General features: G+C 59.5%; 29 protein-coding genes and 1 tRNA gene. 18 read left to right on the top strand and 12 right to left on the bottom strand.

Annotated features, from left to right (window positions below):
* Nucleotides 1–48 precede the first annotated feature (48 nt).
* The 5 genes from FHT29_RS04030 to chvE form a co-directional block, all read right to left on the bottom strand.
* Nucleotides 49–1482 carry an aldehyde dehydrogenase family protein gene (locus FHT29_RS04030; protein ID WP_168599219.1) on the bottom strand — a complete coding sequence of 478 codons (1434 nt, stop codon included), beginning with the start codon at nt 1480–1482 and terminating at the stop codon, nt 49–51.
* A gap of 66 nt (nt 1483–1548) precedes the next feature.
* A complete protein-coding gene (gene araD1 / locus FHT29_RS04025) occupies nt 1549–2547 on the bottom strand; it encodes an AraD1 family protein (RefSeq protein ID WP_037195415.1) in 999 nt (332 codons plus the stop codon).
* 117 nt (nt 2548–2664) lie between these two features.
* Entirely contained in the window at nt 2665–3873 is a 1209-nt protein-coding gene (gene mmsB / locus FHT29_RS04020) for a multiple monosaccharide ABC transporter permease (RefSeq protein ID WP_092575856.1), read from the bottom strand.
* Nucleotides 3870–5408: a multiple monosaccharide ABC transporter ATP-binding protein gene (gene mmsA, locus FHT29_RS04015; protein WP_047638707.1), complete on the bottom strand. Its 1539-nt coding sequence runs from the start codon at nt 5406–5408 to the stop codon at nt 3870–3872. Before mmsA ends, mmsB begins: the two co-directional genes overlap by 4 nt.
* 105 nt (nt 5409–5513) lie before the next feature.
* A complete protein-coding gene (chvE, locus tag FHT29_RS04010; RefSeq protein WP_047562528.1) occupies nt 5514–6578 on the bottom strand; it encodes a multiple monosaccharide ABC transporter substrate-binding protein in 1065 nt (354 codons plus the stop codon).
* A 274-nt stretch (nt 6579–6852) separates the two neighbouring features.
* Here chvE and FHT29_RS04005 point away from each other — a divergent pair, with 274 nt between their 5' ends.
* Complete coding sequence (locus tag FHT29_RS04005; protein WP_037194984.1) at nt 6853–7860, top strand: LysR family transcriptional regulator; 1008 nt, start codon at nt 6853–6855, stop codon at nt 7858–7860.
* A gap of 80 nt (nt 7861–7940) precedes the next feature.
* Nucleotides 7941–8402 (top strand): hypothetical protein, encoded by a 462-nt coding sequence (locus tag FHT29_RS04000; protein WP_168599218.1) that lies wholly within the window; start codon nt 7941–7943, stop codon nt 8400–8402.
* Here FHT29_RS04000 and FHT29_RS03995 read toward each other — a convergent pair whose 3' ends face one another.
* Nucleotides 8403–8663, bottom strand: coding sequence for a hypothetical protein (locus FHT29_RS03995; RefSeq protein WP_047562524.1), 261 nt, complete (start codon nt 8661–8663; stop codon nt 8403–8405).
* Nucleotides 8664–8894: 231 nt separating this feature from the next.
* Between FHT29_RS03995 and iolG the strand changes: the two genes are divergently transcribed.
* The 4 genes from iolG to FHT29_RS03975 all read left to right on the top strand — a co-directional run bounded on the left by iolG (nt 8895) and on the right by FHT29_RS03975 (nt 11345).
* Nucleotides 8895–9887: an inositol 2-dehydrogenase gene (iolG, locus tag FHT29_RS03990; protein ID WP_113118480.1), complete on the top strand. Its 993-nt coding sequence runs from the start codon at nt 8895–8897 to the stop codon at nt 9885–9887.
* Between the two features lie 146 nt (nt 9888–10033).
* A complete protein-coding gene (locus FHT29_RS03985) occupies nt 10034–10348 on the top strand; it encodes a metalloregulator ArsR/SmtB family transcription factor (RefSeq protein WP_092575865.1) in 315 nt (104 codons plus the stop codon).
* Nucleotides 10345–10695 (top strand): SRPBCC domain-containing protein, encoded by a 351-nt coding sequence (locus FHT29_RS03980; protein WP_037194998.1) that lies wholly within the window; start codon nt 10345–10347, stop codon nt 10693–10695. The genes FHT29_RS03985 and FHT29_RS03980 overlap by 4 nt, the downstream gene beginning before the upstream one ends.
* 47 nt (nt 10696–10742) lie before the next feature.
* Nucleotides 10743–11345, top strand: a complete 603-nt coding sequence (locus FHT29_RS03975) for an ATP-dependent Clp protease proteolytic subunit (protein WP_168599217.1) — start codon at nt 10743–10745, stop codon at nt 11343–11345.
* A 78-nt stretch (nt 11346–11423) separates the two neighbouring features.
* On the opposite strand, the gene FHT29_RS03970 is transcribed toward FHT29_RS03975, so the two are convergent.
* Complete coding sequence (locus FHT29_RS03970; protein ID WP_168599216.1) at nt 11424–12665, bottom strand: ROK family transcriptional regulator; 1242 nt, start codon at nt 12663–12665, stop codon at nt 11424–11426.
* Nucleotides 12666–12887: 222 nt separating this feature from the next.
* Between FHT29_RS03970 and xylF the strand changes: the two genes are divergently transcribed.
* The 4 genes from xylF (at nt 12888) to FHT29_RS03950 (ending at nt 16583) form a co-directional block, all read left to right on the top strand.
* Nucleotides 12888–13928: a D-xylose ABC transporter substrate-binding protein gene (gene xylF, locus FHT29_RS03965; protein ID WP_168599215.1), complete on the top strand. Its 1041-nt coding sequence runs from the start codon at nt 12888–12890 to the stop codon at nt 13926–13928.
* A 288-nt stretch (nt 13929–14216) separates the two neighbouring features.
* Nucleotides 14217–15545 (top strand): sugar ABC transporter permease, encoded by a 1329-nt coding sequence (locus FHT29_RS03960; RefSeq protein ID WP_047562514.1) that lies wholly within the window; start codon nt 14217–14219, stop codon nt 15543–15545.
* Nucleotides 15546–15560: 15 nt separating this feature from the next.
* Nucleotides 15561–16343, top strand: coding sequence for an ATP-binding cassette domain-containing protein (locus tag FHT29_RS03955; RefSeq protein ID WP_034503944.1), 783 nt, complete (start codon nt 15561–15563; stop codon nt 16341–16343).
* Nucleotides 16344–16506: 163 nt separating this feature from the next.
* Nucleotides 16507–16583 (top strand) — tRNA-Arg (locus FHT29_RS03950).
* Between the two features lie 361 nt (nt 16584–16944).
* Here FHT29_RS03950 and FHT29_RS03945 read toward each other — a convergent pair.
* From FHT29_RS03945 to FHT29_RS03930, 4 genes are all read right to left on the bottom strand, one after another.
* Nucleotides 16945–17376 carry a type II toxin-antitoxin system VapC family toxin gene (locus FHT29_RS03945; RefSeq protein ID WP_168599214.1) on the bottom strand — a complete coding sequence of 144 codons (432 nt, stop codon included), beginning with the start codon at nt 17374–17376 and terminating at the stop codon, nt 16945–16947.
* Nucleotides 17377–17379: 3 nt separating this feature from the next.
* Nucleotides 17380–17778 carry a hypothetical protein gene (locus FHT29_RS03940; protein WP_168599213.1) on the bottom strand — a complete coding sequence of 133 codons (399 nt, stop codon included), beginning with the start codon at nt 17776–17778 and terminating at the stop codon, nt 17380–17382.
* A gap of 190 nt (nt 17779–17968) precedes the next feature.
* A complete protein-coding gene (locus tag FHT29_RS03935) occupies nt 17969–18160 on the bottom strand; it encodes a hypothetical protein (protein ID WP_168599212.1) in 192 nt (63 codons plus the stop codon).
* A gap of 284 nt (nt 18161–18444) precedes the next feature.
* Nucleotides 18445–19200: a helix-turn-helix transcriptional regulator gene (locus tag FHT29_RS03930; RefSeq protein ID WP_168599211.1), complete on the bottom strand. Its 756-nt coding sequence runs from the start codon at nt 19198–19200 to the stop codon at nt 18445–18447.
* 27 nt (nt 19201–19227) lie between these two features.
* On the opposite strand from FHT29_RS03930, the gene FHT29_RS03925 reads away from it, so the two are divergent.
* The 5 genes from FHT29_RS03925 (at nt 19228) to FHT29_RS03905 (ending at nt 21909) form a co-directional block, all read left to right on the top strand.
* The gene (locus FHT29_RS03925; RefSeq protein WP_168599210.1) at nt 19228–19398 is read left to right on the top strand and encodes a hypothetical protein; all 171 of its coding nucleotides are present in this window, start codon (nt 19228–19230) and stop codon (nt 19396–19398) included.
* Between the two features lie 129 nt (nt 19399–19527).
* The gene (locus FHT29_RS03920) at nt 19528–20043 is read left to right on the top strand and encodes an ImmA/IrrE family metallo-endopeptidase (RefSeq protein ID WP_168599209.1); all 516 of its coding nucleotides are present in this window, start codon (nt 19528–19530) and stop codon (nt 20041–20043) included.
* Nucleotides 20040–20462 (top strand): hypothetical protein, encoded by a 423-nt coding sequence (locus FHT29_RS03915; protein WP_168599208.1) that lies wholly within the window; start codon nt 20040–20042, stop codon nt 20460–20462. The genes FHT29_RS03920 and FHT29_RS03915 overlap by 4 nt, the downstream gene beginning before the upstream one ends.
* Nucleotides 20462–21346 carry a bis-aminopropyl spermidine synthase family protein gene (locus FHT29_RS03910; protein WP_168599207.1) on the top strand — a complete coding sequence of 295 codons (885 nt, stop codon included), beginning with the start codon at nt 20462–20464 and terminating at the stop codon, nt 21344–21346. The genes FHT29_RS03915 and FHT29_RS03910 overlap by 1 nt, the downstream gene beginning before the upstream one ends.
* Nucleotides 21347–21351: 5 nt before the next feature.
* A complete protein-coding gene (locus FHT29_RS03905) occupies nt 21352–21909 on the top strand; it encodes a hypothetical protein (protein ID WP_168599206.1) in 558 nt (185 codons plus the stop codon).
* Here FHT29_RS03905 and FHT29_RS03900 read toward each other — a convergent pair.
* Nucleotides 21884–22648, bottom strand: coding sequence for a hypothetical protein (locus FHT29_RS03900; RefSeq protein ID WP_168599205.1), 765 nt, complete (start codon nt 22646–22648; stop codon nt 21884–21886). The genes FHT29_RS03905 and FHT29_RS03900 overlap by 26 nt on opposite strands.
* A gap of 510 nt (nt 22649–23158) precedes the next feature.
* Here FHT29_RS03900 and FHT29_RS03895 point away from each other — a divergent pair.
* From FHT29_RS03895 to FHT29_RS03885, 3 genes are all read left to right on the top strand, one after another.
* On the top strand, nt 23159–24031 hold the full coding sequence (locus FHT29_RS03895) for a restriction endonuclease (protein ID WP_246702993.1): 873 nt from the start codon (nt 23159–23161) through the stop codon (nt 24029–24031).
* Nucleotides 24032–24174: 143 nt separating this feature from the next.
* Nucleotides 24175–25641 (top strand): RES family NAD+ phosphorylase, encoded by a 1467-nt coding sequence (locus FHT29_RS03890; protein ID WP_168599203.1) that lies wholly within the window; start codon nt 24175–24177, stop codon nt 25639–25641.
* Between the two features lie 358 nt (nt 25642–25999).
* Entirely contained in the window at nt 26000–26215 is a 216-nt protein-coding gene (locus FHT29_RS03885) for a hypothetical protein (RefSeq protein ID WP_168599202.1), read from the top strand.
* Nucleotides 26216–26239: the final 24 nt, after the last annotated feature.

The following is a 26239-nucleotide window of genomic DNA, read 5'->3' as shown; positions in this document are numbered from 1 at the left end:
TGCGTCGCCCGGGCCGCCTCGTTCGCGCCCGGGCTTTGAAGTCGGCGGTCAAGCCAGCGTGTAGGCGGTCTTGACCGTGGTGAAGAACTCGGCGGCATATTTGCCCTGTTCGCGCGGACCGAAGGACGAGCCCTTGCGGCCGCCGAACGGCACATGGAAATCGACGCCCGCCGTCGGCAGGTTGACCATCACCATGCCGGCTTCGGCATTGCGCTTGAAATGCGTTGCATGTTTCAGGCTTGTCGTTGCGATGCCGGAAGACAGGCCGAATGGCGTGTCGTTGGCAACGGCAAGCGCTTCCTCGTAATCCTTCACCCGGATAACCGAGGCGACCGGCCCGAAGATCTCTTCGCGGCTGATGCGCATCTGGTTCGTCGCTTCCGTAAATAGCGTTGGCTGCAAGTAGAAGCCGGGCGTGTCGCGGCTGATAAGCTCGCCGCCGAAGGCGAGCTTGGCGCCTTCTTGGCGGCCGATCTCGATATAGTCGGTGTCGGTCTTCAGCTGCTTGGCATCGACGACCGGGCCGATATGCGTGCCGGCCTTGGTGGCGTTGTCGACATTCAGCGTCTTCAGCTTCTCCGTCAGCGCCGCCACGAACTTGTCGTGAATGCCCTCGGTGACGATCAGGCGCGACGAGGCCGTGCAGCGCTGGCCGGTCGAGAAGAAGGCGGAGTTGGCGGCCGCCTCGACGGCAACCGTGAGGTCCGCATCGTCAAGCACGACCATCGGGTTCTTGCCGCCCATTTCGAGCTGGTACTTGCGGCCGTGCTCGACGGAGGCGAGTGCCACGCGCTTGCCCGTGCCGACCGAACCGGTGAAGGTGATGCCGGAGAGAACCGGGCTATCCAGCATCGCCTGGCCGACGACCGAGCCCTTGCCCATGACGAGATTCAAGACACCCTTGGGCAAGCCGGCGCGGTGGAGGATATCGACGATAGCCCAGGAGCAGCCGGGCACGAGATCGGCCGGCTTGAAGACGATGGTGTTGCCGTAGCAGAGCGCCGGCGCGATCTTCCAGGCCGGAATGGCGATTGGGAAATTCCAGGGTGTGATGATGCCGATGACGCCGAGCGGCTCGCGAGTGATCTCGACGCCGATATTCGGACGTACGGAGGGAAGCACCTCGCCTGCAAGACGCAGCGCCTCGCCGGCAAAGAAATCGAAGATCTGCGCGGCGCGAATCGTCTCGCCGATCGCCTCGGGCAAGGTCTTGCCTTCCTCTCGGGCAAGCAGCGCGCCGAGTTCGTCCTTGCGCGCAAGGATCTCGTCGCTGGTTTTTCTCAGGATGGAGTGGCGCTCGAGAATGCCGGAGCGCGACCAAGCCGGAAACGCTGCCTTCGCGGCGGCGATGGCATCGGCGACATCCTGAACGCTGGCGCTTGCATAGAGGCCGACGACCTCGTTGGTGTCTGACGGATTGATGTTTTCGGCGCCGGTCGTGCCGGTCCACTCGCCGGCGATCAGATTCTGATGAATGGTCATGGCTTCATGCCTTCCTGGATCGTGTTAGAGATGCCCGGCCGATCCTTTGCGGCCAGGCTCGACGACTTACAGCTGGCGAACAGCCACATTCTCTTCGGCGGCAACCGCGAGCGGATTGCGCAGCGGCAGGCCAAATTCGGCGACTTCGATTTCGAACACATCGCCCGCCTCCGGCTTGATGCCCTCGGCAAAGGAGAGTGTCGCAGTGCCGAACATGTGCACATGCACATCGCCGGGGGTGCGGAACAGGCCGTACTTGAAGTGATGATATTCGAGATTTGCGAACGTGTGCGACATGTTCGCCTCCCCCGAAAGGAAGGGCTTTTCGAAGATCACCTTGTCGCCGCGCTTGATGCGCGACGTGCCGCGGATATCCTCCGGCGCTGCACCGATGCGGATTTCCGGCCCGAAGCTCGCCGGGCGCAGCTTGGAATGGGCAAGATAGAGATAATTGATCCGCTCGGTAACGTGATCGGAAAATTCGTTCGAGAGCGCAAAGCCGATGCGGAACGGCGTGCCGTCCTTGGCGATGATGTAGATGCCAGCCATTTCAGGCTCTTCGCCGCCGTCAAGCGCGAAGGACGGAGATACGAGTGCAGCGCCCGGCGCAGCGGCACCATAGCCATTGCCCTTGTAGAACCATTCCGGCTGCACGCCCTTCTCGCCGGCTTTCGGCTTGCCGCCCTCGATGCCCATTTTGAACATCTTCATGGAGTCGGTCAGCGTCTCCTCAGCGGCTTCGGTCGTCTTCTTGTGCATGGAGTCGCGGGTGGCGGCCGAGCCGAGATGCGTCAGGCCGGTGCCCGTCAGATGCAGGTGGGCAGCATCGGGATGGGTGATCGGCGCCAGGAAGCGACCTTCGGCATAGGCTTTTTCCAGATCGATCGTCTCGCCGAAGCCATGTGCTTCAATGACGGAGACAAGCGACTTGCCGCTATCGGCAGCTTCCATTGCCAGTGCGTAGACGCTGCCGGCATTGGCGACAGCCTTGGCAGCATCGCCCGGCCCGTTGCGGACCGCAACGACGATCTCGCCGTTCGAACCCTTGATCTGCGAGATGAGCATATCTTTCATCCTTTCCTATCAGACAGAGAACGGATGCAATTTACCGTTCCGGCTCTCAGCGAGAGCCGGACTCTGTCATGGATTTGGTTTTAAAGTTTCGGCCGGTCGCTTAAGCGATCAGCCCTTGTTCTTGTTGTAGACGTCAATGAACACGGCAGCGAGCAGGACGGCGCCCTTGATCATCTTCTGCGAGTCCGTCTGGTAGCCAAGGATCGACATGCCCTGGTTCAAGACACCCATGATCAATGCACCGATGACGGCACCCGTTACCTTGCCGACGCCGCCGGAAGCCGAGGCACCGCCGATGAAGCAGGCCGCGATCACGTCGAGCTCGAGACCGTCACCGCCCTTGGCCGTTGCCGAGTTCAGGCGCGTAGCGATGATAATACCGGCGATGCTGGCAAGAATGCCCATGTTGATGAAGGTGTAGAACGTCAGGCGGCGGGTATCGATACCCGAAAGCTTCGTCGCCTTCTCATTGCCGCCCATGGCATAGATGCGACGGCCGATCGTGGTGCGCTGCGTGGCGAAGGCGTAGAGCGCGATCAGCAGCAGCATGAGGATCAGAACATTCGGCAATCCTCTGTAAGAGGAAATCTGGTAGCCGATGAAGATGGCCGCAGCTGCAACCACCAGATTCTGGCCGACAAAGAAGCTGAATGGCTCGACATCGATACCGTGCTGCTCATTCACGCTGCGGCGACGCCACGACAGGAAGAACATGACAATCGGGATGGCGACAGTCAGCAAAATCGACGTGGAGTGGATGCCGCCCATATCGGCGAAGTCGGGAATAAAGCCGGTTGCAACGATCTGGAATGCCGGCGGAAACGGACCGATGCTGCTGCCGTTGCCGGTCGTGTTGATGATCGTGTAGGTCAAGCCACGGAAAACCAGCATGCCCGAAAGCGTCACGATGAATGACGGAATACGGTGATAGGCGATGAAATATCCATGCCAGGCACCGACCGCGGCACCCATCAAAAGACAAATGACCGTCGCAAGTGCAAGATTCATATGCATCTGCACGACAAGCACACCGGCCACGGCGCCGACGAAACCAACCACGGAGCCGACGGACAAGTCGATGTGACCCGCCACGATGACCAGCAGCATGCCTAGCGCCATGATGACGATGAACGAATTTTGCAGCACGATGTTGGTCAGGTTTTGCGGCCTGAACAGAACGCCGTTCGTGAGATACTGGAACAGCAGCATGATGACGACGAGCGCGATCAGCATGCCGTATTCGCGAATATTGTTGCGGATATGGTCGCCGATGGAAACGACGTGGCTGCTTTCCGTGGCTGGGTTGGCCGAACTCATTGATGCTTCTCCCCTGAGCGCATGATAGCGCGCATGATACTCTCCTGGCTCGCCTCTGCCTTTGGCAGTTCAGCGACGATGCGACCCTCGTTCATGACGTAGATGCGATCGCAAGTACCGAGAAGCTCGGGCATTTCCGATGAGATCATCAGAACGCCCTTTCCGTCGGCGGCAAGCTGGTTGATGATGGAATAGATTTCGTATTTTGCGCCGACGTCGATGCCGCGCGTAGGCTCATCGAGTATCAGGACGTCCGGATCGGAGAACAGCCACTTCGACAGCACCACCTTCTGCTGGTTGCCGCCGGACAGGTTGCCCGCCTCCTGGAAGACGCCGGCCGAGCGAATGCGCAGCTTGGAGCGATAGTTCGTCGCCACCTGCAGCTCCCGCACATCGTCGATGACGGTCGCCTTGGACACGCCAAGCAGATTGGCAAGCGTCGTATTGTGGAGAATGCTGTTCGACAGAACTAGACCAAGTTGCTTGCGGTCCTCGGTCACATAGGCAAGACCGGCATCAATTGCCTTCCGCACCGTGCTGGTATCAACCAGCTTGCCTTCGAGGAAGACTTCGCCGCTGACCTTGTGGCCATAGGACCTGCCGAAGACGCTCATGGCGAATTCGGTGCGTCCCGCACCCATCAGGCCAGCGATGCCGACCACTTCGCCCTTGCGCACATGGACATTGATGTCGTGCAGGATCTGGCGGTCGCGATGCTGTTGATGGAAGGCATTCCAGTTCTTCACTTCGAAGATGGTCTCACCAATCGGAACCGAGCGAGGCGGATAGCGGTCGGCCAGCTCGCGTCCGACCATGTTGCGGATGATGATATCTTCGCTGATCTCTTCTTCGTGACAGTTCAGCGTCTTTACCGTCATGCCGTCGCGCAGCACCGTGATCTCGTCGGCCACCTTGCGCACTTCATTGAGCTTGTGCGTGATGATGATCGAGGTGATGCCCTGATTGCGGAACTCGATCAGGAGATTAAGGAGCGCATCGGAATCGCTTTCGTTTAGCGATGCCGTTGGCTCATCGAGAATGAGCAGCTTGACGCTCTTCGAGAGGGCTTTGGCGATCTCGACGAGCTGCTGCTTGCCGACGCCGATGTCGGTCACGAGCGTGTTCGGAGATTCCTTGAGACCTACCTTGGCAAGGAGCTTTTTGGTGCGGGTGAAGGTTTCCTGCCAATTGATCATGCCATTGGCGACGACTTCATTGCCCAGGAAAATGTTTTCGGCAATCGACAGCAACGGCACGAGCGCCAGCTCTTGATGGATGATGATGATGCCGATCTCTTCGGAGTCCTTGATGGTCTTGAACTGCCGAACCGCGCCGTCATAGTAGATGTCGCCGTCATAGGTCCCGGCCGGGTAGACGCCCGAAAGCACCTTCATCAGGGTGGACTTGCCTGCCCCATTTTCACCGACAAGGGCATGAATTTCGCCCTGGCGGACCTTCAGATTGACATTTTCCAAGGCGTTCACACCGGGGAACGACTTGGTGATTGTCCGCATTTCGAGGATGGTATTGTCCATTGTCTATATCCAACGCCGCGATCCAACATAGCAGACCGGGCGACCGTCTTAAATATCAGAGTCAGGGCTCGCGTTTCCGCAAGCCCTGACCGGTATATCGGAAAATTACTTCAGCTGATCAGCCTTGTAGTAACCGCCCTCGACGAGAACCTTCTCATAGTTGGTCTTGTCGACTGCAACCGGAGTCAGCAGGTAGGACGGAACAACCTTGACACCGTTGTCGTAGGTCTTGGTGTCGTTGACTTCAGGCGTCTTGCCTTCCATCAGAGCGTTGACCATGCCGACGGTGACCTTTGCGAGGTCACGGGTGTCCTTGAAGATCGTGGAGTGCTGCTCGCCAGCGATGATGGACTTGACCGAAGGAATTTCGGAGTCCTGGCCGGTAACGATAGGCAGTTTCACGCCACCGGTGCCGTAGCCAACGCCCTTGAGCGAAGACAGGATGCCGATGGAGAGACCGTCATAAGGCGACAGAACGGCGTCTACATGCGAATCGGTGTAGTAAGCCGACAGCAGGTTATCCATACGAGCCTGGGCCGTTGCCGGATCCCAACGCAGCGTGCCGACCTTGTCCATCCCCATCTGACCGGACTTCACGACGAGCTTGCCGCTGTCGATGTAAGGCTTCAGAACCGACATCGCGCCGTCATAGAAGAAGAAGGCGTTGTTGTCGTCCGGCGAACCACCGAAGAGCTCGATGTTGAACGGGCCCTTGCCGTCCTTGAGGCCGAGGGCGTCGACGATCGAGCCAGCCTGCAGGACACCGACCTTGAAGTTGTCGAAGGTAGCGTAATAGTCGACATTGCCGCTGTTGCGGATCAGGCGGTCATAGGCAATGACCTTGATGCCGGCATCATGAGCCTTCTGCAGAACGTCGGACAGCGTGGTGCCGTCGATCGAAGCAATGACGAGGACCTTGTCGCCCTTCGTAACCATGTTTTCGATCTGCGAGAGCTGGTTCGGAATGTCGTCGTCGCCATACTGCAGGTCGGTGCCGTAGCCGGCAGCCTGAAGCTGCTTGACGATGTTGTTGCCGTCATCGATCCAGCGAGCCGAAGCTTTGGTCGGCATCGCGATGCCGACGGTGCCCTTGTCTGCCGCGAAGGCAGGCGTGACCAGCGTAGCGACGCCGAGCGCAACGCCGGTCATCAATGAGATAATGGATTTCATTACTCTCTCCCTTGTTAATAGTGTGGCGGACGAAAAAACGCCCGCCCGAAACTGCGGCAGGTTCCGTAGAAGGAATGGTTTACTTCTAATTGTGAGAAACGAAGTAGGTCTCCTCCACGCTCTCACGTGTTATGAGCTGCAACCAGCGCACGATCGGCAAACTCGTACGATTTCGTATAACTGTCAAATAGAATAACTGGCAAAACACATATCAAGTTTGGTATAATGTTAAAAAATAGTACTTTTTTGCCGACGAATGGGAAATTTGGCCGCCATGGAGAAAATATATAACGACTATTTGAGCGATGGCATTGAGATTCATTCCGACAATTTTCGCGACGACACGCTGCTGAAAGCCGGTCTGAAGCTCAATCACCTGCGCATGATCGTCACGATCGAGGACCACGGGCAGATTTCCGCCGCCGCTGAGTCTATGAACATGTCACAACCTGCGGCTTCGCGCATGCTGTCCGAAATGGAGTCGATTGTCAAAAGTCCTCTCTATGAGCGCGTCGCCCGCGGCGTCGTGTTGACGCCCTTCGGCCTTGCATTGGCAAAGCGGGCACGCAAGATCCTGCTCGAACTGCGTGAGGCGGGCCGGGAGATCGGCGCATTGCGCACCGGCAAGGGCGGCTCCGTTTTCCTCGGCGCCGTCACGGCCCCGGCGATCAGCCTTGTTGTGCCGGCAATCCAGCGCGTCACGCGCACCTATCCCGGTATCGAGATCAATATCGAGGTGGAAAACAGCAACGTGCTCGCTCGCGAGCTGCTGGCCGCCCGTCACGATTTCATCATCAGCCGTATTCCTGACGATCTCAATCCGCGCCTGTTCACGGCGCATGAGATCGGCATCGAAAAGGCCTGCCTCGTGGTCCGCAACGGGCATCCGTTGCTTGCAAAGGGCGTCGCCAGCCTGGAGGACCTTGCGGCTTATGATTGGGTCTTCCAGCCGCCGGGCACATTGCTCCGCCGCAAGGTGGAGGACATCTTCCTTGCCGCCGGCGTGCCCCTGCCAGAAAACATCATCAACACATCTTCGCTGCTGCTGACCCTTGCCGTAGTCTGCAAGACGGAGGCTATTACCCCCATAGCGCTCGATATGGCGCAATTCATCTGCGGACAATCATCGCAGGCCGGCGAATCCTGCATCCTGCCGATCGATTTCGATATCGATGTGAAGCCTTACAGCCTCATCACCGCCCGCGAGCGCGCCATGCCGCCGAGCGCCAGGCTGCTGCACGATATGATCCTGGAAGAGAGCCGGAACCTCGCGCTGATATAAGGCGCACCTGGAATGCGACCGCTACTTCATAAGCTCCACGCCAACTTCCAGCGTTATGGACGTTGGCGTGGAGGCCACGCATGCTGTTCAAGCAATCATTGTTTCAATCCGTTCTCGATCGCCTCGGTTCAGAAGAGGACCTTTCCGAGAATGAAGAGGCCGGGCATCGCATCCGCGGCCTCAATGTGAGCTTTGCCGCAACCGTTCCCGGGGGCGAAACGCCTGAGGCATCCCATCTCGACGAAGCCTATCGCGACAATCTTGGCGAGCCGATCATCCCGCCGGAGCCGGCACCCACACCGAAAGAGCCGGAGCCGCCTGTCATGCCGAAGCATCTGGCGCGGACCTCGCGGGAAGAAGTGGCGGCGGAACTGGCAATCACTTCCGACAGCACCCTCCAGTCCCTGCATGAAAAACGCCGCAGCTTCGCCAAGGCCAACCACCCCGACAGTGTGGCCGCCCTCTTCCGGGAGCAGGCAACGGCCCGCATGACGCTCGCCAATCAGCTGATCGATGAAGCCATACGCCGCCTCACGCGATGATCACTTCTTGTCGTGCGCCGACGTGTCGTCTTCGCCCGTATCGTCCTGCAGCGGTGCTTCGACATTCGCAGCGGGTGGCTGCGGCTTGAAATTCAAGAGCAGCATCCAGGCCGCATAGGCACCAAGCGCGCCGGAAAGGAGGGCCCAGAAAGGCTGCGAACCAAGGGTCTCGACGATTGCCCAGCCAAAACAGACAGCAACGATCAAGATCCGCACCCAAAGCGGCTTGTAGATGGGGTGGCTGGGGTCGATCAGTTGCATGAGTCTCGTTCACCTATTCAAGGAGACTTGTCTTTAGCGCATCATCGGGAAAACTGTGAAGCGGTTTGAATAAAATAAGCTGGTCTCGGCAAATTCCGGACAAGCCGATATGGCATGATGATTTTCGGAATTGTGAAGGACAGGCGGCTTGACGTCGCCTTCGGAAAATGGAATGAAAATTCCATATAGATCATTATTCGGTTCATTTGTTCCGAATCTAGGGAGGTAAAAATGACTGTCAGATTTGGTCTGCTCGGCGCAGGACGCATTGGTAAAGTACATGCGAAAGCCGTGAGCGCCGACGCCAATGCCAAGCTCGTGGCTGTTGCGGATGCGTTTCCGGCGGCCGCGGAAGCGATCTCCGCGGCCTATGGCTGCGAAGTGCGCACCATCGAGGCGATCGAAGCCGCTAAGGACATCGACGCTGTCGTGATCTGCACGCCGACCGATACCCACGCCGATCTCATCGAACGCTTTTCCCGTGCAGGCAAGGCGGTCTTCTGCGAAAAGCCGATCGATCTCGACGTTGCCCGGGTCAAGGCCTGCATCAAGGTTGTCGATGAGGTCAAGGGTAAGCTGATGGTCGGCTTCAACCGCCGCTTCGATCCGCATTTCATGGCGGTCAAAAAGGCGATCGACGACGGCCGCATCGGCATTGTGGAGATGGTGACGATCACCTCGCGCGACCCGGGCGCCCCGCCCGTCGACTATATCAAGCGCTCCGGCGGCATTTTCCGCGACATGACCATCCACGATTTCGACATGGCCCGCTTCCTGCTGGGCGAAGAGCCGGTGGCCGTTACCGCAACCGCCGCCGTGCTGGTCGACAAGGCGATCGGCGAAGCCGGCGACTACGACAGCGTTTCCGTCATCCTGCAGACTGCATCGGGCAAGCAGGCCATCATCTCCAACTCCCGGCGCGCCACCTATGGCTACGATCAGCGCATCGAGATCCACGGCTCGAAGGGAATGGTCGCTGCCGAAAACCAGCGTCCCTTCTCCATCGAAGTCGCTAACGGTGACGGCTACACCCGCCCGCCGTTGCATGATTTCTTCATGACCCGCTATACCGAAGCCTATGCCAACGAAATCGCCAGCTTCATCGCCGCCGTCGAAAAGGGCGGCGCCATCACGCCCTCGGGCGCCGACGGCCTCGCAGCCCTGACGCTCGCCGACGCCGCGCTGCAATCCGTTAAAGAAGGCCGGCTGGTGAAGATCGGCTGAGCGACGGCTCGGCCTCGATCAAAGTATGAATACATTGCAAAAGCCCGTCGCAATTTGTTTGCGGCGGGCTTTTGCAATGAGCCCGCCGGCAGGAGCCGGAGCGAATAGTTCTTGCGAATCAGATAAGTGTATGCTTATCTGTCAGCATGATCGAAAATGAGATATTCCGAGCCTTGGCCGACCCGACCCGCCGCGCGATCTTCGAGAAGCTGGCGGCAGGCGGCATGAACGCCAGCGCCTTGCGCGAGGGTATGGAGATCAGCCAGCCGGCAATGTCTCAGCACCTCTCTGTTCTTCGCAGCGCCGGGCTTGTCAGAGAAGAACGACAGGGGCGCTTCGTGAATTACGAGGTCGATCCGGAAGGGCTGGCGCTCATCGCGCAATGGCTGGCGAAGTACCGCGCCTATTGGCCCGCTCGCATCGAAGCTCTCAAGGTCTTGCTGAAGGATATGGATCAATGAACGACGTGAAGACCGAAAAGCACGACATTGAGCTCGAATACGACTTCGACGAACCGCCGCAAAAGGTCTGGCGCGCCATCAGCATCCCGGAGTTTCGGGAAAGCTGGCTTCCGAGCGACGCATTGGCCGATCCCGAGGCGACGTCGGTCACACCCGGTCAGGAAGTTCGCTACAGGATGAGGGACAATGCCCCACCATTCCTTGAAAGCACCGTGACGTTCACGGTCACCCCGAACGCATCAGGCGGAACCAGCTTGCGGATCATCCACAAGCTTACCGACGCAAGGTTCGACCGGATGACGGATACAGCCGCAAACAATAACGGCCCGCTTATGCTCGCCGCCTGACGCGGCGACGCCCCCACACCATAAGTCAACAAGATTGGAGTTCGCCGATGCGCGAAGCGATGCAACTCGTCCCTATGGTCGTTGAGCAGTCAAATAGTGGAGAGCGCTCTTTCGACATCTATTCCCGGCTGCTGCGCGAAAGAATCATCTTTCTCAACGGCGAGGTCAACGATACCGTCTCGGCCCTCGTCTGCGCGCAATTGCTGTTTCTCGAAGCGGAAAGCCCGAAGAAGCCGATCAGTCTCTACATCAATTCGCCGGGCGGTGTCGTGACCAGCGGCCTCGCAATGTATGACACCATGCGCTATATCCGCGCGCCGGTGCACACGCTCTGCATGGGGACTGCCCGCTCGATGGGTTCATTCCTGCTGATGGCTGGCGAGCCTGGCCAGAGGGCCGCCTTACGCAATGCCAGCATCCACATCCATCAGCCTTTAGGCGGCTTTCAGGGGCAGGCTTCGGACATGTTGATCCATGCCGAGGAAATCAGGCGCACCAAGCATCGCATGACCCGGCTCTATGCCGAGCATTGCGGACGCTCTTACGAAGAATTCGAGCGCGCCATGGACCGCGATAACTTCATGACCACGGAGCAAGCACTCGAATGGGGATTGATTGATCGAATTCTGGATATTCGCGAGGAAGATTGAGACCTTGGCGCACCGGGTTGATCTGAAGGCCTTGGCCCGACCGGATGATCATTCTGTTTATGGGCTGCTATTCCCTGCTCAACCGGCCTGGCCGCGCAGCTCCACGACGGAAGCTCCCCTCCTCACCACATCGTTGTCGATGATCGAAAGGGCGCGGTTCAAATGCCCTTCGAAAACCAGCGTTTGCTCGTCGGCAATGACGCGCAGCTCCGGCATGCCCTCCATGCGCACGACATGCGACTCCGCCAACCCCTCCTCTATGCCTTCGATCAGCAGGTCGTGGTACCGCACCCCCGGGCCGGTGATGACGATCGGCATGTGCTCATGCAGGCTCAGCACCCGCGAAAGGCCGTTGCCGAGTGCCAGCCCTGCCTGGCGAAAGGCCAGTTGGTTGCGGCGCCCGCCGTGTCGTGCGCTTGCCGCGATCTTGTCCAGCTCCGCGATGGGAACGAACTTTGCCGGGATGGTATCGAGCGGCACGTCGAAGGCCGTGCGCAGCATGGCATAAAAACCCGCATAGGCCTCGATGCAGCCGCGCGCGCCACAGCGACAGAGGCCGCCGCCAGGCACATGCATCATATGCCCGAAATTCGGCGCCGATATATGATGACCGCCTTCTTCATCGCGGCGCACGATGCCGAGACCGATGCTGTGGCCCAGCGACAATGCCGCCAATGCCCGGAAATCGGAACCCTTCCGGTTTTCCTCCTGCCGTCCGAGCGCCGAGGCGACGAGCAGGGTCTCGTTGCCGAGGATGATCTTCGCCGGCCATTCATCGCGAAGCATGGCTGCAAAATCGATCTCGTCACGCCCGAAGATCGGCGACCAGCGCAGCACTGGCTCGGAGGCATCGACAAGCCCTTTGCTGCTGATCGAAATCATCAGGACCTTGTCGCGAGACAGCTGTGAACGCGCAACGATTCGGCTCAATGCGTCGCGCAGGCCGGCCACGAACGAACCGACGCCGGAACCCTCCTGCGGCCGGTCCTCGGTGAAACGGTCGATCAGCCGTCCGCTATAGTCGACGAGCGAATATTGCACGGCATCCGAGGAGATGACCACGACGATGAGATAGCCGCAATCGCGCCGTTGCGAGAACAGCACGCGCGGCCGTCCACGACCGCTGGCCGCCTGCTGCTCGGCCTTCTCGATGATCTGCGCCCGCTCCAGATCCGCTGTTATGACCGATACGGTCGCAGACGAAAGCTTCGTGAAATCAGAAAGTTCGGTATGGGCGAGCGGGCCGTGCCGGCGCAGCGCCGACAGCACCAAGGCGCTGTTCCTTTGACGGACCAATTCGGTGCTCGATTTGGCCAACATCGTCAAGCCTCCCGCTCATTCCACCCTCCCCTCCGCATCTCCCGATGGCTCTTCCGGATGGCCGATGAAACCTGGCAGTGCGGGTGTTGACAGTTGAAAAAATCTCTGACACTAAATTTCTCGACTGTCGAGAAAAAAATCCAAGCCTTTTCTCGTCAGCGATATCGCGGCGGCCAACGGGAGTTCAGGACACGTGCGGTCGCATTCACTCGGGAGGATAATATGAAAGCTTTTATCAAGCTGGCTGCGGGCGCGGCCATCGTTTTGACCATGCAGACGGCTGCCTTCGCCAAGGATCTCGTCGTTGGCGTTTCCTGGTCCAACTTCCAGGAAGAGCGTTGGAAGACCGACGAAGCCGCCATCAAGAAGGCGCTTGCAGCAGCGGGCGCGAAGTATATCTCCGCTGACGCCCAGTCTTCCGCTTCCAAGCAGCTGACCGACGTTGAATCCCTGATTTCCCAGGGCGCCAACGCTCTCATCATTCTCGCTCAGGACTCCGACGCCATCGGTCCGGCCGTTGAAAAGGCCGCCGACGAAGGCATTCCGGTCGTCGGTTACGACCGCCTGATCGAAAATCGCGCAGCGTTCTACATCACCTTCGACAACAAGGAAGTGGGCCGCATGCAGGCTCGCGAAGTCCTGAAAGCCAAGCCGGAAGGCAACTACGTGTTCATCAAGGGCTCGTCATCCGACCCGAATGCCGACTTCCTCTTCTCCGGTCAGATCGAAGTGCTGAAGCCAGCCATCGACGCCGGCAAGATCAAGAACGTCGGCGAAGCCTATACGGACGGCTGGCTGCCGCAGAACGCGCAGCGCAACATGGAACAGTTCCTGACCGCCAACAACAACAAGGTTGACGCGGTCGTCGCCTCCAACGACGGCACCGCCGGCGGCGCTGTCGCCGCTCTCGACGCCCAGGGCCTCGCCGGCTCCGTACCGGTTTCCGGCCAGGACGCCGACAAGGCAGCCCTGAACCGCATCGCGCTCGGCACGCAGACGGTTTCCATCTGGAAAGACTCGCGTGAACTCGGCAAGCGCGCCGCTGAAATCGCCCTGTCTCTTGCCGGTGGCAAGACCCAGGACCAGATCGACGGCGTCCAGACCTTCAACGGCGGCCCGAAGCACGTGCCGATGAAGTCGGTGTTCCTGACCCCGGTCGCAATCACCAAGGACAATCTGAACGTCGTCATCGACGCCGGCTGGATCTCCAAGGCTGAAGCTTGCCAGGGCGTCAAGGCCGGCGCCGTCGCGGCCTGCAAGTAAGCCGTCCTTGAACGACTGACCCATCGACATACCGACGCCGCAGCGGCATCCCGTTGCGGCGTCGAATGCGGATTGGAAGCCGACAACTCCCCCTTGCAGTTGGAGACGGAGCTTCCCGCAGCGTGCTGCGCCATCGCACACCTCTTGGCCTGCCGGATGGCGGTCATCGGGTCCGGACGAAGTCCGGCTGGACAGGCGATGATGCATTTTTTTGAGATTGGCGCGGTTGCCAGCGATAGCCCAGCATGCATCGCAGGCCGCGCCCGATAGAGGGAGAACGGCAAAGCGATGGCCGACATGACACAGTCCACCACATCGAGCGGCCCCCGGAGCGCAGATGCCGGCCCAATCACCCGCTTCCTGCGGGCCACGGAAATCGATACCCGCCTGCTCGGTATGATCGGGGCGCTGCTGATCATCTGGATCGGCTTCGATCTTTACCTGCGGATATTCGACGGCCGCGAATTCCTGACCGCCAGAAACCTTTGGAACCTCTCGGTGCAGACCTGCGAAATCGCGGTTCTCGCCACCGGCATGGTACTGGTCATCGTTACACGCAACATCGACCTGTCAGTTGGCTCGGTGCTTGGCTTCGTCGCCATGATCATGGGCGTCATGCAGGCCAAATGGCTGCCGCAATATCTCGGCTTCGACAGTTCATGGACCTGGATCATCACGCTCATCTGTGGCCTGGTGATCGGTACGGCGATCGGCGCCTTCCAGGGCGGGATCATCGCCTTCATGAATGTCCCCTCCTTCATCGTCACGCTCGGCGGCCTTCTCGTCTGGCGCGGCCTTGCCTGGTACGTCACCAGCGGCCAAACCGTTGCGCCGATGGACTCCACCTTCGTCATCATGGGCGGCAGCGGTGCCACCGGCTCGATCGGCGCCACCTGGAGCTGGGTCGTCGGTGTGCTTGCCTGCGTGATGATCGTCGCCAGCATCGTCGGCTCGCGCCGCCAGAGGAAGCGCTTCGGCTTTCCGCGCCGCCCGCTCTGGGCGGAATATTTCCTGGGCTGCCTCGGTTCGGTCTTGGTGCTCGGCACCATCTATCTCTTCAACAGCTATAACTGGCCCGTTGGCATCGCCAAGCGCTACGCCACGGAACACAATATTACCTGGCCGGAAGCGGGCCTCGACATTCCCTACGGCATCGCCGTTCCGGTTCTCATCGCCGTGCTCATCGGCATCGTCATGACCTTCATCGCCACGCGCCTGCGCTTCGGCCGCTATGTCTTCGCGATCGGCGGCAATCCGGAAGCGGCCGAGCTTGCCGGCATCAAGACCCGCTGGGTCATCGTCAAGATCTTCGCGCTGATGGGCTTACTCGCCGCCGTCGCCGCCGCGATCTCGACAGCCCGCCTGAATTCGGCTGTCAACTCGCAGGGCACCACCTACGAACTCTTCACCATCGCCGCCGCCGTCATCGGCGGCACATCGCTTGCCGGCGGTAGCGGCACGGTCGCCGGCGCCATGCTCGGCGCGCTGGTCATGCAATCGCTGCAATCGGGCATGGGCCTCGCCAATGTCGATACGCCAATTCAGAACGTCGTCGTCGGCATAGTCCTGGTGGTCGCCGTCTGGCTCGATATCGTCTACCGCTCGCGCGCCAAGTAAAAGGAATTCTGAACCATGACGGATCAAACCACTCCGCTTGTGGAAATGAAGAACATTTCCATCTCCTTCGGCGGCATTCACGCGGTCGACAATGCCTCGGTGGACCTCTACCCCGGCGAAGTCGTAGCACTCCTCGGCCATAACGGCGCCGGCAAGTCGACGCTGATCAAGATTCTCTCCGGCGCCTACAAGCGCGACAGCGGCGATATCCTGATCAACGGCGAACCCGTCGATATCCGTACCCCGCGCGACGCCAAGAAATACGGCATCGAGACGATCTACCAGACGCTGGCTGTCGCCGACAACGTCGACGCCGCCGCCAACCTCTATCTCGGCCGCGAGCTGCAGACCCGCTGGGGCACGCTCGACGACGTCGCCATGGAAGCCAAGGCCCGCGAAGTGATGGGGCGCCTCAACCCCAATTTCAAGCGCTTCAAGGAGCCGGTGAAGGCGCTTTCCGGCGGCCAGCGCCAATCGGTGGCGATCGCCCGCGCCATCCTCTTCGACGCCCGCATCCTGATCATGGACGAGCCGACCGCGGCACTCGGCCCCCAGGAGACGGCGCAGGTCGGCGAGCTGATCAAGCAACTGAAGAAGGAAGGCATCGGCATCTTCCTCATCAGCCACGACATCCATGACGTGTTCGACCTCGCCGACCGCGTCTCGGTCATGAAGAACGGCCAGGTCGTCGGCCACGCCCGCACCGAAGACGTCACCAAGGACGAAGTGCTCGGCATGATCATCCTCGGCAAGGTCCCGCCCAAGGCCATCCCCGGCCCCGGCGCGATGCGCGAGTGAGCCGGAACGACCACGCACGACACAAGGCCGCGGCTCAAAAGCTCGCGGCCTTGTTCATTCAAAACCACCGATATGCGCTTTCCTGAATTTTCCGCATTGAAGCCAAGAGCTTCCTAGGCTAAGAACCTGCCATCGGACAGGCGATTCAACCCGCCTCAGGCATGCACCCGTAGCTCAGCTGGATAGAGTGTTGGATTCCGATTCCAAAGGTCACAGGTTCGAATCCTGTCGGGTGCGCCATATTCCGCCGATTCCACGCTATTATACGCGATTGCCACCTGTTGATCCCACCGGGCAAAAATGCGTCCCAGAGGCATGAGTTGTCATCATATTTGCGATAGCTCTGCGTCCGGCGAAAAACGCCAACGATTCCGTCCGTACGAGGCTGCATTGCCCTTTGCCCGCGCGGCGAGCCCGCACCGGATCGCGCCAGGGCGAAAACGAGCCGAATCGACATCCGCCAATCCCGCACCCGATCGACCCAACTTTCCGGAATTAGGTAGCAACTGCCACCAGCTCCGAATTCCCGGCTTCGGAGCGCATGTCAGGGAATCAGCCGCTTGGAACTACCGAGCATCCCAGCACACTTCGCGGTATCGTCTTACAGCCTGCATCTGTATGGATCCTCGACACGAAGGCCGTCGATCTGACCGTGATATGGCTGCGCTCCCTCGATCAGCACGAGGTTGCGGTCGATCGCCGTGGCGACGACCATGCGGGACATGTCGCCGAGATCCTCGTCGTCATCGATCCGGAGGTCGAGCTGGGCGATTCGTGAGAATACGGCCCCCACCCCCTCATCGAAGAATTCGAGGGCGTTGTTCCTGCGGGCGAAGGACACGAACGCCCTGAGGGCAAGATCCATAACCTCCCGGCCTTCCTCGATCGGCGTCGAGAGGATCTCGGCCTGGACGTGGGCGACCGATACGACGCTGGCATGGATGTCCTGCGCCGGCACCGGGCGGATCCACGCAGTCACGTCGGGGTTTTCGCAGATGATATCCATCAGCGCCTGCGTCGAGAGTAAGAACATGCGTCAGAGGGCCATCTTCGCACCGGAGGGGTTGCTGCTGCGCTGCAGGCGCTCGCGCTTGCGGCCCTGACCGACGATGATGCGGCCACCGGAATACGGCTTGAAGCCGATGGCGTCGAGCGCCTCCCCGAAGGTCTCGTGCTGCCGCGCTGCAGTAACGAGTTCCGCAAGATCCTTGACGGAGATCACGACCGCCATATCATCGGCCTTCTTGATATTGCCGATGACTTGCGGAACGCCGTTTCGGGCTTTCCCGAGCACTGCGCTCAGCTCATCCTTGGCCTTCCTGACGGTCAGAGGATCACCCCCGATCTGGACAATGGTTTCCACGAGGCCGTCAGTGATGTCCTGTCTGCTGACGTTACGGCGCGCCTGCACCTGCCTGAGTATCCTCGCGTCCATGTCGTCATCTCCATCTGTTCGAGGAAATAATGGGATGCGTGGCCACATTCGTCAAGAAAGATGGCCACACATTTTGGCGCAGTCTCGTCTTCGCCCAGTCCGTTGTCGCGGGCAAAGATTAGGCGAAATCCGCGGGCGTGATCGGCCGACCCGCCTTCCCAGCGGCAAGAAGTCTGGTGGCAATTGCTACCTAATTCTGGAAATCTGCCTTCTGGGCGGAGTTGAGGCGACTGCCGTGTACAGGGTGAGCACCGACGATATCGACGAGACGAATGAATTCCGCCTCTGCCGCAACACCAATCATAACACAGGACGACAGCATCAAGTCGGCATAGAACGCTCCTGCCGCCTCCTGGAGATATCGAAGCGCAGCCTCGCTCATATCCGGCACCTAGCGCTTCACCAGTGCGATGAATGTGCCCGCATCGTGAAATCTCAAGCAACTCAGTCTTGCCGAGATGGGACAGCCGAAACCATGCCATGCGGGATTAGCGTCATTGATTCCGAGGTTGATCATTCCCTGCCGAAAGAGGTCCCAAAAGGCATCACGCGCTAGTTCTGCATCTCCCACACGGACACCCGTGACCACGAAAACCCTGAAGATTCGAAGTCGGTTCCGATTGCGGCGCCGAGTGTTCCGAGGGACTCCGCCATTTCTGGTATCGATCAGCCACCGTCCGCAAAACCCAGATTTGGAAGCATGACATGCCGCTTGCCCACGAACACTTGCTTGCGCTTCGCTGCCCCGGGATCTGTCAGCTTTGGCGTGATCGACAACACCGCGACCGTCCAGTCCGGCAATCCGACCTGTGGCGCAGACATAACTCCGCTGAGTACCGTGAGGCCGCCCCGTTCCAGCGCAGCGACGCACGACAGGATGTCTTTGTAGAGGCGCCGCCGGGGAACGTCTTCACCGCCTTCGATCTGAATGTCGTCGGAAAGCGTGAAGGAAGCGAAGTCGAGCCATTCCGTCAGGGCCGCAATGTCCTGATCATAAGTGTCCGGCACGCCGGGTCTATGGACGAGGAATGCCTGGCACTGGGCAGCCGCCCGGACAGCCCGCTGCGTCCTCATGGGCACAACATCCACGGGTTTGAGGTGCGCGTAGGTCTCGATCATTTGCTCTGCTACCGCTTCTGGTCCGAGGGGTAGCCTTGGCTCATGGAACGCACCCTGCTGGTAGCCCAGCGCCACCCCAATCCGGTCGAGGGCTTCCTCGCTAACCCGCTCACCGCGTTCGACACGTTCGACGGTCGAGAGGGAGACTGAGGCGAAGTCGGCGAGCGTCGAGACCTTCCACTTGCGGAGGTCGCGAGCCCATCGGACGATGAGCGCGACCAGCTCGATCGACGGAGCCGTCGGGACGTCTACGCGCTTGTCGGCGGACAAAGCGACCTTGTGAAGCAGTTCTTGAACATTCATGGGCAATCTCCTTTGGCTGGAGAGAACATGCCCGAACCGCTTCGCGCAAAAGAGTCCGGAAAATCCTTCAGTACGACGAGCAAGCAGTCATTTCAACGCGAGAAGACTCCGGCGCGTTGTAGTGCAAAAGGATTCGAAGCCAAGTCTTTCGATCGAAGCGATCATCGCCCGGTAATGCTGTTCCGCGAGCAATCCTGACGGCTGAGGAACGCAACTGTTATTGCACAAGTCACAGTTGAGCGCCCGAAGTAATCAATCTATACTTATGTCAATTGATTTCGGTGATTCGTTCTTTCGTGCGTCCGCACGAATCCTCAGGAGCGACAATTGGCGACGCGGAAGGCGATCGAGGAGGAAGCAAGTGCGCTGCTTTCGCGGATCGGCGTCGATTCGGCGGGCCCGGTAGACCCCGTTGCGGTCGCAAATGAACTCGGGTTGAAAGTCTTCAACGCGACCTTCGACGACGAGGGTATCCACGGCCTGATCGCCAAGCGACCGACCAACACCAGCATCTTCGTGAACGTGAACGACAAACCCGTCCGCAAGCGGTTCACGGTTGCGCACGAACTCGGCCACTTCGTTCTCCATCTCGCCGCTGGCGAAGGCGAATTCATCGACACTCAGGACAACTTCCGCACCGTCCAGGACCCAGATACTCCATGGGACGACACAAGGCGCGCGGAATGGGAGGCGAACGTCTTTGCCGCCGCTCTCCTCATGCCTCGGGAAGCCGTACTCCGGGCGTGGAAGGAAATCGGCGATCCTGACGGGATGGCAGCCTACTTCCAGGTCTCCCGGCAGGCGATGGCGCTGCGGCTCGACGGTCTGGGGTTGCTTGAATGAGCGACGCCGGCCCTCCCTCCAAACCGAAATCGGTTGTCAGCGTATTGGGCGAGGTCAAGCCGCAGGATGGCTCGTCGTGGGAGCCGAACAACTTTGCTGAATGGGAGGCCCGCGAACGGCTTCAGGCGTTCCTTCGCGTCTGGTCCCAGCAGTCGGACGACGAGCGCGAGATGCGGTCGCTGTACGCCAAGATGATATTCACGCTGATCTGCGCCGAGGTCGCCTTCGCCTTCCTGCTGATCGTCCTGATCGGTGCCGGGATTCTGCATTTCGAAGTCACACTGCTGAAGGTTCTCTTTCCCAGCGTCCTCGCGCAGGTTTTCGGCCTCGGCTATCTCGTGACCCGTTATCTTTTCGGGAAACAGCTCACGCCGCCAATAAACGAAATCACGCAGCGAAAGAAATCCCCGAGGAGTTGATGAGCGAAAACGACGAGCCAAAGAAGAACGGCACCGCCAGAAACGGCCAGCCAAGACGCAAGGCTCTCGACCTGCGCCTGGCACTCAACGCGCTGTCCGACGTCGTCCAGAACCGCCCTCCTCCGATCCGTGAGTTCGACCAGATCTACATGAAGGTCGGCGACATGGTGGTGTACGCGGAGTATCTCTGCCGGAAGCTTGATGGACGCTCTCTCGTCTTCGTGGGTGACGGCGACGCAATCGGCCTGTCGATCGCGCATCTGATGAACGAGGGAATCCTTGACTATGGTCCGAGCCGGATCCTGCTGCTGGACTTCGACGAGCGCATGGTGAACTCGGTCAACCGGTTCGCCCAAGACAATGCATTCTCCTACAGCATCAAGGCTCAGCTCTACAACGTCGCCGACGCCCTTGATCCCGCCCTCATCGAATCCTTCGACGCTTTCCACATCAATCCACCCTGGGGGCAGTACAACGACGGCAAAAGCGTCGTGTCTTTCCTCCGCCGCGGCGCGCAGCTTCTGCACGACCAGGGGTTGGGCGTCGTCGCTATAGCCGACGATGACACGAAGACTTGGCCGGGCCTCGTGCTGCGGATGACTCAGAAAGCGGCTATCGAACTTGGATTGGCCGTCGTCGAGATGCAGCCGCACATGCATACCTACCACCTTGAAGACGCACCCGAGCTGGCATCCTGCGCGATGATTTTCCGCAAGGTGGAGAAGTTCGAACTTAAGAATGAGCCGCTGAGCGTCGAGGAAAAGAAAGACTTCTACGGACGCGACCAGCATCTTGAGGCCAGGTTTGTCCGGGAAATCGAGCACATCGGACGCGGCATGGCCGACCCCAGGGACTACAGGATCGAAAGCGAGGTATCGGAATGAACGGGATGGAGTCGATCGTATTCATGAAGGTCGGAATGCACGCATCCGAATCCTTCGAGGATATCCTAGTGCGGAAGAACAAGGAGTTTGACCGTGCGGGAATGAGCTTCTGGGGCTACGGCGGCGGCACGATGCATCCGATCTCGAAGCTGCAGCCGTTTGCAAAGTTCCGTGTCGAGCAGGGCCGCGACGTGCGTCTCATCATGGAGGTGATCAAGTCGAACCACTCGATGTCAGCGGTTGCCGACGAATATTCCGAGGACGGCGAAAACTGGAAGCCGATTCCTGACGGGATCGAGGTTCGAGGCTCGAAGTACGCTGTGGTACTCAATGAAATTGTGCCGGGCGATCTCGAGGTGGACCTCACTCGTTACGTCGTCGGCATCGGACCAAGCGAAGGCAAGAACGCAGGCGGCTACATCAAGGGACGCATCGATAAGGGTCTCCTGGATTATGTCGGCCCGGCGAACGAGGTCGTTCCCCGCATCGTGAAATCGGCCTACTCCGCGAAGCTCGCGCAGCCTTTCGGCGTGCTGCTCAGAGGCGAACGCCCTGCTCGTTGACCATGGAGGCGGAGCCTGCACGTATCTGGGTTGCGAAACGCAGCCAGCTCCCGTTCCCGGAGGCACGGTGATCGTCGACCCTCCGGCGATCCTCCGGCTCGAGCAGCACAGGATCGCAGAGCTTTACGAGAAACGGGCGCCGCAACTCAGCACGGAAATTGATCCGGTAGCGCGACGGCGTCTCGGTCTCCGCCGTCCGTTCGAGCAAAGAGGTGACTTGCGAAAAGCCCACCCTGCCGCCATTGGGACCGGCATTGCGGTAGACGGACGGATCGAACTCGCCCTCGTCTGAAAGGGTCAGTTCCCGCTCGGAGTAGCATACCAAGGCGTAGTGCCGCTTCTTCGGCCCGAGTTTGGTGGTCGCCCGGCTCATCAACAGAGCATGAGGAGGCAGATCGACTTCGCGGCCGTTCGCGGTCAGGTACTTGCGCCACACCAGAACGCTTTCGGGATTCTTGTCCTCCGACTTCGGTGCCGACAGCATCGTCGAGAATACGAGATCGACTCCGTCGCTCGACCCAAACCTGGAGAAATCCAGCGGACTTCCGATCCCCCAGAAGAACACGCCGTCGCCCGCCTTCCGCTCGTATTCCTTCCGGCGGAAAATATCAGAGAGATCCTGGCCTGCTTCGGCCTGCATCTTCGTCCAGCAGACGAAGCGCGGCGACGCGGAGACCGCCGGCGTTTCCGCCGCGACTTCCACGATTTCGTCCATCTCTGGAAACAGGTCGAACTGCATAGCGGCTCCCATTTTCCGACTGTCACGCCCACGGCAAGCAAACGTTCTAGCGCACTCCACGCGTACATCGAGTCGCGCGCGCATCTGCGCTTGCTTTCCACATCGCGCTTGTGTGAGGCCTGTGGACAGACGGTGGACAACGCGCGAGTTGCCTTATTCTGTTCCCTTTATGTTCTTTTTGCAAGTAGCGGACGGCACCTCACGTTAGGCAGTGTTGCCAGCGAAAACTTTCGCGAAGGCCGACAGCGGATGGATTGCCCCAGGCTGGCCACATGCAACGGCGCGAGCGGCTAACCATGGTAATGAGACGTCGCAAGCAATGTGCGGCTGGAAGCACCGTCCGAACCAAGACCCGCACCGTCTTCGCGAGGCGCGAACGGGGCACGGCATGTGTCATAGGATGTTCAAAACCCCGCTGGCACGCTTGCGTCCGGGCACCAGCTCGATGCATTTAAGTATCAGTGCAACAGAGCTAGAAAATCCAACATGGCAGTACTTCGACCCGTTGAGATGAAGCTGTTGGACGACCTCTTCGGCATGAGCGGAGGCTGGGTTCTTGACTTCAGCAACAGGACGTTCGACGAGTTCTTCCGCCACGAACTCGGCATCGACATCTACGACGATGCTTACGGAGTCAATGGCACCTCCAAGGGAAAGCATTTGCGCGCTTTCCTTGAGATAGGTCAGCAAGAGGCAGTCATAAAGGCGCTGACGGCGTTATGGGAGTATCGCGAAGCCGGACTGATTTCGCGGGGAGAGAAGGATACCGTCCACGGTGGCCGCGAGAGGCTCAACGCGATCATGCTGCGCCTGGGCGGAAAGTCCCTGCCTCCCGATCCAATGACGGCATCTCCCGAGCCTGCCCAGCCGCAACGGACGGGACCAACCGAACGAACTCTGCAAGCGCTCGAAGACGAATTCACGAGGCTCCACGGGATGGAAGATGCACGCCAGGCGCGGGGCTATGCGTTCGAGCGCTTTCTGAAAACCTGGTTCGACGCCTGGGGGCTTGATGCGCGAGCGTCGTTCAAGCTGGAAGGCGAGCAGATCGATGGGAGCTTCGAGCACCGCGGCTCAGTCTACCTGATTGAAGCCAAGTGGACCAACACGCGAACTGACGCTGCGGCGCTACGGTCCTTCCAGGAAAAGGTCGGCGATGGGTTCGAAGGAACGCGGGGTCTCTTTGTATCCTATTCAGGCTTTACGACAGAGGGCCTTCAAGCATTCAAATCCAAGCGCGTCATCCTGATGGAAGGCATGGATGTGTATTACGCTTTGCGCAGGCGCATATCGCTGGATGAAGTGATCGCCGCCAAGTTCCGAAGGGGCACGGAGGAGCGGCGGCCACTGATCCTCGTTTCGGAACTGTTTCCCCAAGCGTAGAACCACCACAGGGGCACCATTCCGCCCGAAACGCGTCAACCCAGATTGTTCTTCTCGCCAAGCCACTGATGGAAGACGTATATCGGTGCTCCGCATCCTACCCGATACACAATGGCATATCGCGCGTGCGACCGGAGACAACGATGGACAAGGATATAGAAGATAGACGGCTGTGCACCGCCTGCGTTCGAGAACCATACCTGAGCGCGTTGATCTCGACGCAAGGGACTGACTCTCAATGCGACTATTGCGGCGATGAGGACAAGTGTTTTGAAATTTCGAAGGTGTGCGATGAGGTGCACGGGGCGTTCAAGCGCCACTTCTCTCGCGCCCGAATGGAGATGAACAGCTACGAATGGGCAATGCACAAGGATTCAGAATCCTCCTATGACTTCGAGCCGGCGGGTGATCAGACTGTCTACGCCATCATGGGTGTCGCCGATGTATCTGAGACTGTTGCCACCGACATCCAACAAGTCCTGGAGGAACGGTTCGAGGACTTCGAGGCCGCGCAGATCGGAGAAACAACGGAATACGACAGCGATCTGCATTACGAAGAAGTAAAGCCGGACGACCGCGAGTGGTATCAGGCTTGGTTTTCTTTCGAACGGTCCCTCAAGAGGGAGGCTAGGTTTTTTAGTACACACGCACTTGAAGTCCTCAACAGCGTCTTCGAGGGCATCGGAACGATGACAACTAGGCGCGGCGGCTCCTTGATTGTCGATGGCGGCCCGGGCACCGGCTACGAGTACCTGTATCGCGCGCGGGCTTTTCAGTCTCAAGCAAAGCTCGAAGCGGCACTGCTGCGGCCAGACAAAGAAATTGGCCCTCCTCCTTCAGCGTTGGCGGCATCGGGGCGAATGAATGCGCGCGGTATTTCCGCCTTCTATGGTGCAACCGATCCCGAAACCGCAATTGCCGAGGTTCGTCCGCCTGTCGGCAGCAAAGTGGCTATTGGCAAATTCACGGTAATAAGGCCAATCCGACTTCTTGATCTCACGGCATTGCGCGGGGCTGCGGCGCCGGCCGGCAGCTTTTTCGACCCCAAGTACGCAACCGCCCTGAGCCGCATGTCATTTCTTCGAAGCCTAAGCCGACGAATGTCGCGACCTGTGATGCCGGATGACCAGGAATTTGAATACCTCCCAACGCAGGCGGTTGCAGACTTTCTAGCGACCGACATGGTGGCACCACTAGATGGGATCATATTTCCGTCGGTCCAAGCGGGTGGGAACGCGCAAAACGTAGTGCTGTTCCACAAGGCCTCGTTGGTTGAAAAGATTGTCATCCCGGCAAACACAGAGACGAGTGTTCGAGGCGAGAGGGAAGACGAGGACGGGTCCTACCCGGAGTACACCGTGACCTGGTGGCTTCCACCGGATGGGGACAACGCCCCTCCCACCGACGCTGCCTGGGACCCGTTGATCGACATGTGGCGCTCTCCGACCGCTTCAGAAGACGATATGGATTTTGGCAGCGGCAGGTTGGAGACCTTGTCCATATCTTCCAAAGACCTCGAAGTGAGGCACATCGATGCCATTCGCTTTGACACCGAGGACTATGAAGTCGGATTCTCGCAGTACAAGCGACAGAAAGTGTCAGACTACTAGGCGCTCGGCGTCGGTTCGCGCTCCGAAGACGATCCCATCAATTTGGAACGGCCTTTGCACGCGGATCGAGCGATCGACCGAGCAGCCGTGCTTGCCTTGCCGCGTACTCGCCGTGCCTCTGGCGTTTGCCGATCGGCGGTCGGCTTCCATCCCCTGGCGATGCCGTGGCTCAGCAACGAGCCAGCGATCTCGAGCTGTTCGCGAAGGTGACCGCAATCCGGAAGCAAGGTCTCGATGGTCGCGCGGGCATCGCCATCATGCCAAAGCGAGTGCCGCGTTAACTGGATCAACAGCCTGGATCGACTTCTATGATGTAGGGCGTGAGCGCATCGGCGGCGCCACACCGGAAGGCTTGCACATGATAATGTTCGAGCAAGTGATCAACGAGGTGGTAGTACAGCCGCTGTTCATGGCGCTCCAATGGGAGCGTGACCGCGTAAGAAACGGCGGGCGAGCGGGCGTCCATCTCGAGAAAATCAGCAAGTATGTAATCCTCACCGTGGATGGCATCGAGAGGATCTGCAGAATTACCGACTTCGACCACGACGACGTCGACGTCGACGATGTCGCTTAGGCCTAGCCGATCACATTCTAAGTA

It is taken from the genome of Rhizobium sp. SG741 (genome assembly GCF_012275435.1).
In the GTDB taxonomy this organism is placed as follows: Bacteria; Pseudomonadota; Alphaproteobacteria; order Rhizobiales; family Rhizobiaceae; genus Rhizobium; species Rhizobium lusitanum.
Note: the sequence above shows the minus strand (reverse complement) of the source record. Positions and strands in the feature narration are given on the sequence as shown.

What these genes read in the sequence shown, in the direction of transcription:
- FHT29_RS04030 (WP_168599219.1), bottom strand. Translation starts at nt 1,482, where the DNA reads ATGACCATTCATCAGAATCTGATCGCCGGCGAGTGGACCGGCACGACC.
- araD1 (WP_037195415.1), bottom strand. Translation starts at nt 2,547, where the DNA reads ATGCTCATCTCGCAGATCAAGGGTTCGAACGGCGAGATCGTCGTTGCG.
- mmsB (WP_092575856.1), bottom strand. Translation starts at nt 3,873, where the DNA reads ATGAGTTCGGCCAACCCAGCCACGGAAAGCAGCCACGTCGTTTCCATC.
- mmsA (WP_047638707.1), bottom strand. Translation starts at nt 5,408, where the DNA reads ATGGACAATACCATCCTCGAAATGCGGACAATCACCAAGTCGTTCCCC.
- chvE (WP_047562528.1), bottom strand. Translation starts at nt 6,578, where the DNA reads ATGAAATCCATTATCTCATTGATGACCGGCGTTGCGCTCGGCGTCGCT.
- FHT29_RS04005 (WP_037194984.1), top strand. Translation starts at nt 6,853, where the DNA reads ATGGAGAAAATATATAACGACTATTTGAGCGATGGCATTGAGATTCAT.
- FHT29_RS04000 (WP_168599218.1), top strand. Translation starts at nt 7,941, where the DNA reads ATGCTGTTCAAGCAATCATTGTTTCAATCCGTTCTCGATCGCCTCGGT.
- FHT29_RS03995 (WP_047562524.1), bottom strand. Translation starts at nt 8,663, where the DNA reads ATGCAACTGATCGACCCCAGCCACCCCATCTACAAGCCGCTTTGGGTG.
- iolG (WP_113118480.1), top strand. Translation starts at nt 8,895, where the DNA reads ATGACTGTCAGATTTGGTCTGCTCGGCGCAGGACGCATTGGTAAAGTA.
- FHT29_RS03985 (WP_092575865.1), top strand. Translation starts at nt 10,034, where the DNA reads ATGATCGAAAATGAGATATTCCGAGCCTTGGCCGACCCGACCCGCCGC.
- FHT29_RS03980 (WP_037194998.1), top strand. Translation starts at nt 10,345, where the DNA reads ATGAACGACGTGAAGACCGAAAAGCACGACATTGAGCTCGAATACGAC.
- FHT29_RS03975 (WP_168599217.1), top strand. Translation starts at nt 10,743, where the DNA reads ATGCGCGAAGCGATGCAACTCGTCCCTATGGTCGTTGAGCAGTCAAAT.
- FHT29_RS03970 (WP_168599216.1), bottom strand. Translation starts at nt 12,665, where the DNA reads ATGTTGGCCAAATCGAGCACCGAATTGGTCCGTCAAAGGAACAGCGCC.
- xylF (WP_168599215.1), top strand. Translation starts at nt 12,888, where the DNA reads ATGAAAGCTTTTATCAAGCTGGCTGCGGGCGCGGCCATCGTTTTGACC.
- FHT29_RS03960 (WP_047562514.1), top strand. Translation starts at nt 14,217, where the DNA reads ATGGCCGACATGACACAGTCCACCACATCGAGCGGCCCCCGGAGCGCA.
- FHT29_RS03955 (WP_034503944.1), top strand. Translation starts at nt 15,561, where the DNA reads ATGACGGATCAAACCACTCCGCTTGTGGAAATGAAGAACATTTCCATC.
- FHT29_RS03945 (WP_168599214.1), bottom strand. Translation starts at nt 17,376, where the DNA reads ATGTTCTTACTCTCGACGCAGGCGCTGATGGATATCATCTGCGAAAAC.
- FHT29_RS03940 (WP_168599213.1), bottom strand. Translation starts at nt 17,778, where the DNA reads ATGGACGCGAGGATACTCAGGCAGGTGCAGGCGCGCCGTAACGTCAGC.
- FHT29_RS03935 (WP_168599212.1), bottom strand. Translation starts at nt 18,160, where the DNA reads ATGAGCGAGGCTGCGCTTCGATATCTCCAGGAGGCGGCAGGAGCGTTC.
- FHT29_RS03930 (WP_168599211.1), bottom strand. Translation starts at nt 19,200, where the DNA reads ATGAATGTTCAAGAACTGCTTCACAAGGTCGCTTTGTCCGCCGACAAG.
- FHT29_RS03925 (WP_168599210.1), top strand. Translation starts at nt 19,228, where the DNA reads ATGCCCGAACCGCTTCGCGCAAAAGAGTCCGGAAAATCCTTCAGTACG.
- FHT29_RS03915 (WP_168599208.1), top strand. Translation starts at nt 20,040, where the DNA reads ATGAGCGACGCCGGCCCTCCCTCCAAACCGAAATCGGTTGTCAGCGTA.
- FHT29_RS03910 (WP_168599207.1), top strand. Translation starts at nt 20,462, where the DNA reads ATGAGCGAAAACGACGAGCCAAAGAAGAACGGCACCGCCAGAAACGGC.
- FHT29_RS03905 (WP_168599206.1), top strand. Translation starts at nt 21,352, where the DNA reads ATGGAGTCGATCGTATTCATGAAGGTCGGAATGCACGCATCCGAATCC.
- FHT29_RS03900 (WP_168599205.1), bottom strand. Translation starts at nt 22,648, where the DNA reads ATGCAGTTCGACCTGTTTCCAGAGATGGACGAAATCGTGGAAGTCGCG.
- FHT29_RS03895 (WP_246702993.1), top strand. Translation starts at nt 23,159, where the DNA reads ATGAAGCTGTTGGACGACCTCTTCGGCATGAGCGGAGGCTGGGTTCTT.
- FHT29_RS03890 (WP_168599203.1), top strand. Translation starts at nt 24,175, where the DNA reads ATGGACAAGGATATAGAAGATAGACGGCTGTGCACCGCCTGCGTTCGA.
- FHT29_RS03885 (WP_168599202.1), top strand. Translation starts at nt 26,000, where the DNA reads ATGATAATGTTCGAGCAAGTGATCAACGAGGTGGTAGTACAGCCGCTG.